8 protein-coding genes are annotated in these 11,024 nt (G+C 65.0%); 3 read left to right on the plus strand and 5 right to left on the minus strand.

Features of this window, described 5'->3' with window-relative positions:
- Positions 1-2: 2 nt before the first annotated feature.
- On the minus strand, positions 3-1,529 hold the full coding sequence (locus tag NU1_RS36125; RefSeq protein ID WP_067528704.1) for a CoA-acylating methylmalonate-semialdehyde dehydrogenase: 1,527 nt from the start codon (positions 1,527-1,529) through the stop codon (positions 3-5).
- Between the two features lie 205 nt (positions 1,530-1,734).
- Between NU1_RS36125 and icmF the strand changes: the two genes are divergently transcribed.
- The gene (gene icmF / locus NU1_RS36130) at positions 1,735-5,040 is read left to right on the plus strand and encodes a fused isobutyryl-CoA mutase/GTPase IcmF (protein WP_067528706.1); all 3,306 of its coding nucleotides are present in this window, start codon (positions 1,735-1,737) and stop codon (positions 5,038-5,040) included.
- Positions 5,041-5,123: 83 nt separating this feature from the next.
- On the plus strand, positions 5,124-6,185 hold the full coding sequence (locus NU1_RS36135) for an amidohydrolase family protein (protein WP_245720469.1): 1,062 nt from the start codon (positions 5,124-5,126) through the stop codon (positions 6,183-6,185).
- Positions 6,186-6,191: 6 nt separating this feature from the next.
- Here the strand turns inward: NU1_RS36135 and NU1_RS36140 are convergent, their stop codons facing one another.
- From NU1_RS36140 to NU1_RS36155, 4 genes are read right to left on the minus strand one after another with little or no spacing between them, the layout of a single operon-like run.
- Positions 6,192-7,754: a flavin-containing monooxygenase gene (locus NU1_RS36140; RefSeq protein WP_067528710.1), complete on the minus strand. Its 1,563-nt coding sequence runs from the start codon at positions 7,752-7,754 to the stop codon at positions 6,192-6,194.
- Positions 7,751-8,413 carry an NAD(P)/FAD-dependent oxidoreductase gene (locus NU1_RS36145; RefSeq protein ID WP_067528711.1) on the minus strand — a complete coding sequence of 221 codons (663 nt, stop codon included), beginning with the start codon at positions 8,411-8,413 and terminating at the stop codon, positions 7,751-7,753. Before NU1_RS36145 ends, NU1_RS36140 begins: the two co-directional genes overlap by 4 nt.
- A complete protein-coding gene (locus tag NU1_RS36150) occupies positions 8,410-9,333 on the minus strand; it encodes a reductase (RefSeq protein ID WP_067528713.1) in 924 nt (307 codons plus the stop codon). Before NU1_RS36150 ends, NU1_RS36145 begins: the two co-directional genes overlap by 4 nt.
- A gap of 11 nt (positions 9,334-9,344) precedes the next feature.
- The gene (locus tag NU1_RS36155; protein WP_067528715.1) at positions 9,345-10,184 is read right to left on the minus strand and encodes an SDR family NAD(P)-dependent oxidoreductase; all 840 of its coding nucleotides are present in this window, start codon (positions 10,182-10,184) and stop codon (positions 9,345-9,347) included.
- A gap of 104 nt (positions 10,185-10,288) precedes the next feature.
- On the opposite strand from NU1_RS36155, the gene NU1_RS36160 reads away from it, so the two are divergent.
- Entirely contained in the window at positions 10,289-10,936 is a 648-nt protein-coding gene (locus NU1_RS36160) for a TetR/AcrR family transcriptional regulator (protein WP_067528717.1), read from the plus strand.
- The last annotated feature ends 88 nt before the right edge of the window (positions 10,937-11,024 follow it).

Here is an 11,024-nt window from a genome sequence, read left to right on the forward strand (position 1 = left end):
CATCAGTCCATCGTCGGGATGACGAAGGCATTGGCGGCGGAGCCGCCCGACAGCACAGTTCCGTTCTTTACTCCTCCCGGCCAACGCTGCGTCACCGTCTTGGTCTTGGTGTAGAAGCGGATGGAGTCGGGTCCGTGCTGGTTGAGATCGCCGAAGCCGGAACGCTTCCAGCCACCGAAGGTGTGGTACGCGATCGGTACCGGAATCGGAACATTGATGCCGACCATGCCAACCTGCACCCGGGCCGCGAAGTCGCGAGCGGTATCGCCGTCGCGGGTGAAGATCGCTACACCATTGCCGTATTCGTGCTCGTTCGGCAGCTTCAGCGCCTCTTCGTAATCCTTGGCGCGCACCAGCTCCAGCACCGGTCCGAAGATCTCCTCCTTGTAGATCCGCATCTGCGGGGTCACATGGTCGAACAGCGTCGCGCCAACGAAGAATCCGCCCTCAGCGCCCGCGACCTCGACGCCGCGACCGTCGACCACCAGCTCCGCGCCCTCGTCGACACCGACCTGGATGTAGTTGTTCACCCGGTCCACGCCGTCCAGGCCGACCAGTGGGCCGAAGTCCGCGCCCGGATCGTCGGAGCGGCCGACATTGAGCTTGTCGATGCGCTCGATCAGCTTGGCGCGCAGGCGATCCGCGGTCTCCTCACCAACCGGCACGGCGACCGAAAGGGCCATGCAGCGCTCACCGGCGGAACCGTACCCCGCACCGATGAGCTGATCGGCCACATCGTCGAGGTCGGCGTCGGGCATGACGATCGCGTGGTTCTTCGCGCCGCCGAAGCACTGCGCGCGCTTGCCGTGCGCGCTGGCGGTCTCGTAGATGTACTGCGCGATGGGTGTGGAACCGACGAAGCCGACGGCCTTGATGCGCTCGTCGCGCAGCAGTACGTCCACGGCCACCTTATCGCCGTTGACCACGTTGAATACACCTGCGGGCAAACCGGCCTCGAGGAACAGTTCGGCCAGGCGCAGCGGTACGGAGGGGTCGCGCTCGGAGGGCTTGAGAATGAAGGCGTTACCGCACGCCAGTGCTGGACCGGCCTTCCACAGCGGGATCATGGCCGGGAAGTTGAACGGGGTAATACCCGCGACGACACCGAGCGGCTGGCGCATGGAGTACACGTCGATACCGGTGCCCGCGCTCTCGGTGTACTCGCCCTTGAGCAGATGCGGTATGCCGGTGGCGAATTCGATGACCTCGAGGCCGCGCTGAATATCGCCCTTGGCATCGGGAATGGTCTTGCCGTGTTCGGCCGACAGCAGTGCGGCCAAGGAATCCATATCGTCCTGCACCAGGGTCAGGAACTTCATCAGCACGCGGGCGCGCTTCTGCGGATTCCACGCGGCCCACTCCAACTGCGCCTCGGCGGCATTGGCGATGACGGCCTCGACCTCGGCGGCGCTCGCGAGGGGCACCCGGGCCTGCACCTGCCCGCTGCTCGGATTGTAGACGTCGCCGAAGTTGCCGGACTTCCCGGAAACGTGCTGCCCGCCGATGAAGTGGGTGAGTTCGCGAACCATGCCAGTCCTTTTTCTTGCCGTAGACACTGCCTCTCGCGCTGACCGCGCGATACATGGCGATCCTATAGTTGGACATCCAACTATTGACTGTGGGATAGCTCACAGATACACGAGCGCGGCCCTGGCGGTGTGTTCGGAATCACTCTAGAGTTGTTTTGACGTCCTACTATTTGGACACCTACAGAATCTCTCCGCGGAGGATGCGATGGTCGACCTGCACACCCCGGCCAACCCGGTGCGGTTCGTCACCGCGGCGGCCCTGTTCGACGGCCACGACGCGGCCATCAACATCATGCGGCGGATATTGCAATCGCAGGGGGCCGAGGTCATTCATCTGGGACACAACCGGGCGGTGAGCGAGGTGGTCGATGCCGCGCTCACCGAGGATGTGCAGGGAGTGGCGGTCAGCTCCTATCAGGGCGGCCATATCGAGTACTTCGAGTACCTGGCGCAGGCGCTGCGGGAAGCCGGAGCCGGACATGTGCGGATCTTCGGTGGGGGCGGCGGCGTCATCATTGCCGAGGAGATCGCCCGGCTGGCCGAAGCGGGAGTCACCATCTTCTCCCCGGAGGATGGGCAGCGGCTCGGCTTGCCGGGGATGATCAATCAGCTGATTCGGACCTGCGATGTGGATCTGGCGACCTCGCCGGTACCGGTGGAGCGGGTGCTCGCCGGCGAGCGGGCGGCACTGGCGCGGACGCTGACGTGCTTACAGCAGGGTGCCCTGACCGCGGCGGATTCGGAAGCTTTGAACACCGCGGCTGCCCAGCGCCGAGTGCCGGTCCTCGGCATTACCGGAACCGGCGGCTCCGGAAAGTCCTCTCTCACCGATGAATTGGTGCGGCGGCTGCGCAGCGATCAGCAGGACAAACTGCGGGTCGCGGTGCTGGCGGTCGATCCGACCCGGCGGCGCGGCGGTGGGGCGCTGCTGGGCGATCGCATTCGAATGAATGCCCTCGACGGAGACCACATCTTCTTCCGTTCCCTCGCCACGCGTGGTGAGCGGGAGGTGCCGAACAATATCGACGGCATGATCACCGCCTGCAAGGCAGCCGGATTCGACCTCGTCATCCTGGAGACGCCGGGTATCGGGCAGGGCGACACCGCCATTGCCGACCATGTGGACGTCTCGCTGTATGTCATGACACCGGAATTCGGCGCGGCCTCACAGCTCGAGAAGATCGATATGCTCGATTTCGCGGATGTGGTGGCCATCAATAAGTTCGAGCGGCGCGGCGCGGCGGACGCACTGCGGGATGTCTCCCGACAGCTGGTGCGCAATCGGGAGGCATTCCACGCCTCGCCGGAGGATATGCCGGTATTCGGCACCAGCGCGGCCACTTTCAACGATGACGGTGTGACGGCGCTCTACCAGCATCTGAGCACACTGCTCACCGAGCACGGACTTGCGCTGGAACCGGGTGCGCTGCCACGTGTGAACACCCGCGCGTCAACGCGATTCGCGCAGGTCATTCCGCCCGCGCGGGTGCGGTACCTGGCGGAGATCGCCGAGGCGGTGCGCGGCTACCACGCCGAGACCGGGCGGCAGGCGGTGGCGGCGCAGCGGGTGCAGCGCTTCGAGATGGTGCTCGACGAGCTGGGGGTGGATTCCGGCCAAAAGCACGCCGGAATGACGGGGGCGGATGCGGCAACCGGGGCGGCGGGGGCTACAGCCGGGGCGGTGGGCGCTGCGACGGGGGCGGCGGCGGCCGTGAGCGAGTTGCTCGAGCGAGCCCGGGGCGAACTGTCGCCGGAAAACGCCGCACTGCTTGCCGAATGGCCCGCCGTCGCGGAGTCGTACCGGGGCGAGGAACAGGTGGTGCGGGTGCGCGATCGCGAGATCCGCACCGTGCTGCGCCGCGAGACGCTGTCGGGCAATTCGGTATCGCGGGTAGCGCTCCCCCGCTACACCGATCACGGTGAGCTGCTGCGATTCCTGCGGGCGGAGAATCTGCCCGGTCGGTTCCCGTTCACCGGCGGCGTATTCCTGTTCAAGCGCGACAATGAGGATCCGGCGCGTATGTTCGCCGGTGAGGGTGATGCCTTCCGCACCAATCGTCGGTTCAAGGTGCTGTCCGAACACGCTGATGCCAAACGGCTTTCCACAGCCTTCGATTCGGTGACGCTGTACGGTCACGATCCCGCCGAGCGACCCGATGTGTACGGCAAGGTCGGCACCTCCGGTGTCTCCATCGCGACCCTCGACGATATGAGGGCGCTCTACGACGGCTTCGACCTGGACTCCCCCACCACCTCGGTATCCATGACCATCAATGGTCCCGCGCCGACCATCCTCGCCTACTTCCTCAATACGGCGATCGACCAAGCGCTGGAACAGTTCTCGGTCGCCGAGGGCCGCGAACCCACCGCCGAGGAGGCCGCCGAGCTCCGGGCGAAAACCCTCGCCACCGTGCGCGGCACGGTACAGGCCGATATTCTCAAGGAGGACCAGGGCCAGAACACCTGCATCTTCTCCACCGAGTTCAGCCTGCGCATGATGGCCGATATCCAGGAATGGTTCGTGCGCAATAGTGTTCGCAACTTCTACTCGGTATCCATCTCCGGCTATCACATTGCCGAGGCGGGTGCGAACCCGATCAGCCAGCTCGCCTTCACGCTCTCGAATGGATTCACCTATGTGGAGGCGTATTTGGCGCGCGGTATGCATATCGACGACTTCGCGCCGAATCTGTCGTTCTTCTTCTCCAATGGGATGGATGCCGAGTACTCGGTGATCGGCCGAGTCGCGCGGCGCATCTGGGCAATCGCCATGCGCGATAAGTACGGGGCCAATGAGCGCTCGCAGAAGCTCAAGTACCACGTCCAGACCTCCGGGCGGTCACTGCACGCACAGGAGATGAGTTTCAACGATATTCGCACCACCCTGCAGGCACTCATCGCCATCTACGACAACTGCAACAGCCTGCACACCAATGCCTACGACGAGGCCGTCACCACGCCCACCGCGGAATCGGTGCGGCGCGCCCTGGCCATCCAGTTGATCATCAACCGGGAGTGGGGGCTGGCCATGAACGAGAATCCCCTGCAGGGCAGCTTCATTGTCGACGAGCTCACCGACCTCGTCGAAGAGGCGGTACTCATCGAATTCGAGCGGATCAGCGAGCGCGGCGGTGTGCTCGGAGCCATGGAGACCGGCTATCAGCGCGGCCGTATCCAGGACGAATCCATGCGCTACGAGCACCGCAAACACGATGGCAGCCTGCCGATCATCGGCGTCAATACCTTCCGCAACGAAAACGGCGAGGAGTATCGGGTGCTCGAGCTCGCCCGCGGCACCGAGGACGAGAAGCAATCGCAGCTGCGACGCGTCCGCGAATTCACCGAACAGCACCGCGACGAGGCACATGCGGCCCTGGCCCGGCTCGAGGCGGCGGCCCGCGGTGACGACAATGTCTTCGAGGTGCTCATGGACGCGGCCCGCGTGTGCACGCTGCAACAGATCACCGATGCGTTCTTCACCGTGGGGGGTCAGTACCGGCGCAACGTCTGATTCGGGCTCGCGGACCACCTGGGAAGTGCGACAATCCGCTTCGAGCCGACCGGGACGGAAGGGACATCATGGACCTGACGGGAATGACTGTCGTCGATGCGCACATCCATCAGTGGGATCCGCTGAGCACGCCCCGCGAGTTCAGCGGTTTAGCGAAACTCTTCCGCTACCTGCCGATTCCACTGGACGTTGCCAAGAAGCTGGCCCCCAAACTCGACCGCGAATTCGTCGGAGATCCCGAACCCTTCATTCACCCCTACCTGCCCGCTGACTACCGCACCGATGTGGGCGATGTCCCCGTCGAGGCGATTGTCCACATCGAGGTCGAATGGTCGGGTAAAGGCCAATTGGCGCCCGCCAATGAAACCCGCTGGGTGGCCAGCCTCCCCTTCGGGGTCGATACCCCGGCGCTGGGCGCGATCGTCGGTGCCGGCGACCCCACCGCGCCCGGCTTCGCCGAACTCCTCGACGCCCACCAATCCGCCTCCCCACTCTTCCGAGGCATCCGCACCCGCGTCGAATACCACCCCGATAAGCACATTCGCGGCCACAACCGCCCACCCGGCGTGCTGGCGACCCCTGCCTTCCTCGAAGGCTTCGGGGTACTCGCCGAACGAAAACTCTCCTTCGAAGCATGGGTCTACTCGCACCAGATCCCCGAGGTGACGGCGCTGGCCCGCCGCTACCCCGACGTCACCATCATCCTGAACCATCTGGGCACGCCCGCGGGTATTTTCGGCCCGGTGGGTAGGGAGACGGGAAAGAACCCCGGTCAGCGTCGCGAACTCTTCCTGACGTGGCGCGACGACCTCACCGCCCTGGCGACGCACCCCAATGTGGTGGCCAAGATCAGCGGTCTGATGATGCCCATCCTCGGCCACCCCGTGCCGCCCCGCGGGGAACCGACACCGGTACCCGTACTGCTGGAGCGCATCTCGCCGATGCTGCACCACGCTCTCGACGTGTTCGGCGCGGACCGCCTGATCTGGGGCTCCAATTTCCCGGTGGACAAACCGATTACGACCATCGGCAATGCCGCCGAAGCGATCGCTACCGCCCTGACCGACCACGGCGCGGATGCCACCGCACTCGATCAGGTCTTCCGCACGAATGCCCAGCGGCTCTACAACCTCGCCGATTTCTAACCAAGATCAGCGCACGGCTTCGCGGCGCGGGGGACGTGAGCGGCGGGGTTGCTCGGCGAGTTTGTCGAACCGGTAGTTGTCCAGGTCGAAGTGGCCCGCCCGCCAGGCCGCTTCGACGGTGCTCATCGGCTTGAGCGGGACGTCGCCGTTCTTGTCGAAGTAGTAGCTATTGGCCAGGGTGCAGCTCTCCTGCCAGAACACCTGGGTACCACGGCGATTCAGCATCTCCTGGAAGAAGCGCTCATTGGCTTCCGGGGTGACTTCGGCCTGTGTCGCCCGCTGCCGTCGCGCGTGCCGCAGCACGCGCAAGATATGGCGCGTCTGCATTTCGATCAGGGTGAAGTACGAGGAACCGTTGTAGCCGTATGGGCCGATAATGCTGAAGAAGTTGGGGAAGCCGGGCACACTGACCCCCTCATAGGCCTGTAGGCGGTGCTTGTCCCACCAATCCTCCAGTCGCTCACCGTCTTTGCCGTGCAGGTCGAAGGTGGGCATATTGCCGGATTCCATCACCTTGAAGCCGGTCGCCATAATCAGGACATCGACCTCGTGATGCGCACCGGTGTGGGTGCGGAGGCCGGTTTCGGTGACTTCGGCGATGGCATCGGTTTCGAGGTAGACATTGTCGCGGTTGAAGGTGGCCAGGTAGTCGTTGGAGAAGCCGGGGCGTTTACAGCCGAGTGCGTAGCGAGGGGTGAGCTTGTCGCGGACGACCGGATCGTGGACCTGTTTGCGCAGGTGCGCGTGGCCGGTGCGTTCGCCCAGCTTCGAAATGGGCAGTACCCCGTAATAGTGAGCGCTCAGCGGGAAGGTGAGTTCCACGAAGGCCTGACTGGCTACCCGGGTGAGCAGTTTGCCACCGGGCAGGCGCATGAGCAGTTGCACCGGCGCCGGCAGTTCCCGATCGGGACGCGGTAGACACCAGATGGGGGTGCGCTGGAAAACCGTCAGGTGTGCGGCATTCGGGGCGATCTCCGGAATCACCTGTATCGCGGAGGCGCCCGTACCGATAATGCCCACCCGCTTACCGGTCAGATCCTGATCATGATCCCAGCGCGCGGTGTGCATGACGACGCCGGAGAACTGCTCCACGCCAGGGATTTCGGGCAGCTTCGGTCGGGTCAGGACGCCGGTCGCGCCGATCATGTAGCGCGCGGTGATCTCGTCACCGTCAGCGGTGCGCAGCCGCCACAGGTGCAGGGTGTCGTCGTAGTCGGCGCGAGCGATGGTGGTGCCGAACCGGATTCGGGGGCGCAGACCGTACTTGCCGACGCAGTACTCGGCGTACGCCTTCAGCTCCCGGCCCGGCGCGTACACCCGCGACCAGCTGTGCTGCTGTTCGAACGAGTACTGGTAGCTGAAGGATGGAATATCCACGGCGATACCCGGATAGGTATTCCAATGCCAGGTGCCACCCACCCCGTCCGCGTCATCGACAATCAGGAAGTCGTCGAATCCGTTCTTGCGCAGCATGATCGCAAATCCGATGCCGGAGAATCCGGCGCCGACAATGACTATTTCGTGGTCGACGACGCTGGTTGTGGCCTTCTCGGATCCATTCGCGTTCACAGGTTCTCCTCCGCGTAGATAATGCAGTCGACCCGGTGCTCGACGCCGTCCACGGTGCGAATCCCGTGCGGTGCGAGCCGGGCGATCGGCCAGGTGACGAGTCGGCAGTTCGGGCGGTGCAGGGCTCGGTAATAGCGGTTGTGGCAGGTGATGGCGGTCGGCGATTCGGGGGTGAGCAGCCGCCTGGTCCACGAATCCCGGACTTGCAGACGCAGGTTCAGCGCGGCGGCACGGCTGGTGAGCGCGAACGGAAGCCGCCGCAGGGCTCCGGCGTCCGCGGCCGGAGGTTCGGTCAGCGCCGGTCCCGGATCGGGCAGGCGCAGCAGCCCGGCGACATCGCGAGTCAGGCGCAACAGTCCGCCGAGGGGGCCGGGCACACGATCGAGATCCGGGAGTGGCGGGTAGGGCAGCACCCACGCTGGATCATGTTGGAAAACAGTGACTTTGCGGGCCTTCGCCGCCACGGCGGGCAGTACCCGCGCAACGGCCGCGCCCGTACCGATGACGGCGACCCGTTTGCCATTGATCCCCACTTGCCGCTGCCAGGTCGCGCAATGGATTTGCGGTCCGAGGTAGGACTCGGCACCGCGCAGCGGCAGGCCATTGCGGGCGGTGTCACCCCAGTCCGAGAAGGCGTCGATGCGGGCGGCGGCATTCATTCGGCCACCGGTTCACAGGTCAGTTCCGCCGACCATGACGGGGTCCGGCCGAGCATCCGCACCGGGAAATGGTCGATGACCCTACCCAGGCCGTCGTTGAGGGCCTGTAGCGGCTGTATCCGGTTGATGGTGGCCCTACCGTGCAGCCGCACCACGTGAAAGAGAGGAACCCGACGGATATTCGGGCTACGTTCCCCGGCCTTCTCATAACGCTGCACAGCACTCCACAGCTTCTGTTCGTCCAAGCCCATCGCCATGATATTCGCGGACATACGCGAGAGCAGCGGCGTGTAGACGAGCGCACCGAGCAATACGGTGGGGCGCAGCGTGTATCCCGCCGTCTCGATGGCGATCTTTCGCATCGGACCGGCGCCGAGTTGTTCGAGCACCTGGAATCCAACCGCGAGATGCCGGGATTCATCGCTATTGATATGCCGGAACACCTGATGGCACAGCGGGTCCTGGACCTCGTCGAGCAGGAACTTCACCAGTGCGCCGTCGAGCGCGCATTCCAGTGAGGGAATGACCGTGGCCAGCACCGGCAACGACAGGTCGTCGGCGTATCGGTCCACCCATTCGATGACGAGCCGAATATTGTTATTGGGCAGTGGCGTAGCGGCCTTGCCGAGCATTCCCCAGCGCCGCATCAGCGCCAGTTCCGCATTGGCGTGCTTCTGCTCCTCGGCGTGGAAGTAGCGGTAGATCTCCTTGAGCGGCCCCTCGGGAGCCTTGCGGGCCAAGGCCGCGAAGCCCCGCGCGCCGACGTGTTCGATCCACACCAGATCGGCCATGAAGGCGGCCAGTTTCGGGCGTTGCTCAGCGGTGATGAGCTCGGCTCCCGGTGCCTCCCAATCGATGTCGGCGAGAGCCCACTGGCGATCCTGGATAGTCGCCAGCATGTCGGGATATGCGAACGCCATTGTTCGACTCCTTATCGACGCGCCAACCTTTCGATGAGTCCGGCGGCGCGGGTGTACGGGACGGGCAACAGTCGTTTGGACTGCCAGATGAGCTTGGATTCGACCTGCGGCAGGACATAGAGCTGGCCGCGATCGACAGCGTCGAGGGTTTCGCGCGCGATGGCCGCCGGCGAGCGACCGGTCCAGCGCAGCAGGAGATCTCCCAGCCGCGCGGTGGATGGATCGTCGATGGTGGCGTTATCGAGAATGTGGGTGCGGACGGCGGTCGGGCAGAGCACGGTGACATTGACGCCGCTGCCGACCAGTTCCGCCGCAAGGGTTTCCGAGAGCGCGAATACCCCGGCCTTGCTCACGTTGTAGGCGGCCATCCGAGGGGCGGAGCCGAAGGCGGCGGCCGAGGCGGTATTGAGGATCGCGCCGCGTCCGGCGGCCCGCATACGCGGTGCGAAGACGTGGCAGCCGTGAATGACACCCCACAGGTTGACGTCGAGCACTCGATGCCATTCGGTCAGTGGGAAATCGCCGGTCGGCTTACCGCCCGCACCGATTCCGGCGTTATTGCACACCAGATCCGCGGGGTTGCCGAACCACTCCTCGGCGGTGTCTGCGAGTGCGGTCACCTGATCGGCGCTGGTCACATCGCAGTACACCTCGAAGGCTTTGCCGCCCGCGGCAGCGACCAATTCGACGGTTTCGCGCGCCCCGTCGGTGTCGATATCCGCGCAGACCACCCGCCCACCGCGTTTGCCGAGTTCGACGGCGAGGCCGCGACCGATTCCGCTGCCCGCTCCGGTCACCACCGCATCCGCGTTCCTGGTGCGATGAGATCCGCCGAATGGGTTGAGGCGCATGGCAACTCCCGTAACAGTGCGACGCGACCGGTGAATTGGTGTCGCTTGCCACCATTGGCCGCGCCTGCCACCAATTAGGCTCCCGGTGCGGTAATTTGTCAACCATGAACGTGCGCGCACCAGCCCGAACCTGGGGCGGCCGAACGCCGGAGCAGCGCCGCGCCGAACGCCGCCGCCGCCTCATCGACGCCGCCCTCGAGATCTGGCTCGACAGCGGTTGGGCCGCGGTCACCATGCGCGGCGTGTGCACCCGGGCCACACTCAATGATCGTTACTTCTACGAACATTTCGCCGACCGCGACGAACTACTCGGCGCGGTATGGGATGAGGTGTGCTTCGAGATCTTCGGCGAGCTCACCGCCGTGGTGGCCGAGAACCACGAGCGCACCCCCCTCGATATCCTGCGCCTGGCGGTCACCCGCGCCGTCGAACTGCAATCGCACGGCCACGCCCGCATCCTCTTCGACAATCACGCGGGCAGCCGAGTGCTCGAGGAACGCCGCCGAGCCACCCTCACCGATTCCACCGATCTGCTCATCGCCACCGCCCGCCCCTACCTGCGCCCCGGCGTCGACGAAACCGCCTTCCGCATGAGCACGCTCATGGGCATCGGCGGATTCAACGAACTCCTCTCCGCCTGGAGCAGCGGAGCCATCGACACCGACGCCGCCCAGATCGTCGAACACGCCAGCACCGTCGCCACCCTGCTCGGCACCCAGTATTTGGATCCGGCGGTCATCGACGTCGAATAACCGTGGCGAAGGCGCGCAGGCCCGTCATCCCGGCATGCTCACCCGTCATCCCGGCATGCCCACCCGTCATCCCGGCACGCTTTTGGCC

The sequence above is a fragment of the Nocardia uniformis NBRC 13702 genome (assembly GCF_001613345.1).
In the GTDB taxonomy this organism is placed as follows: Bacteria; Actinomycetota; Actinomycetes; order Mycobacteriales; family Mycobacteriaceae; genus Nocardia; species Nocardia uniformis.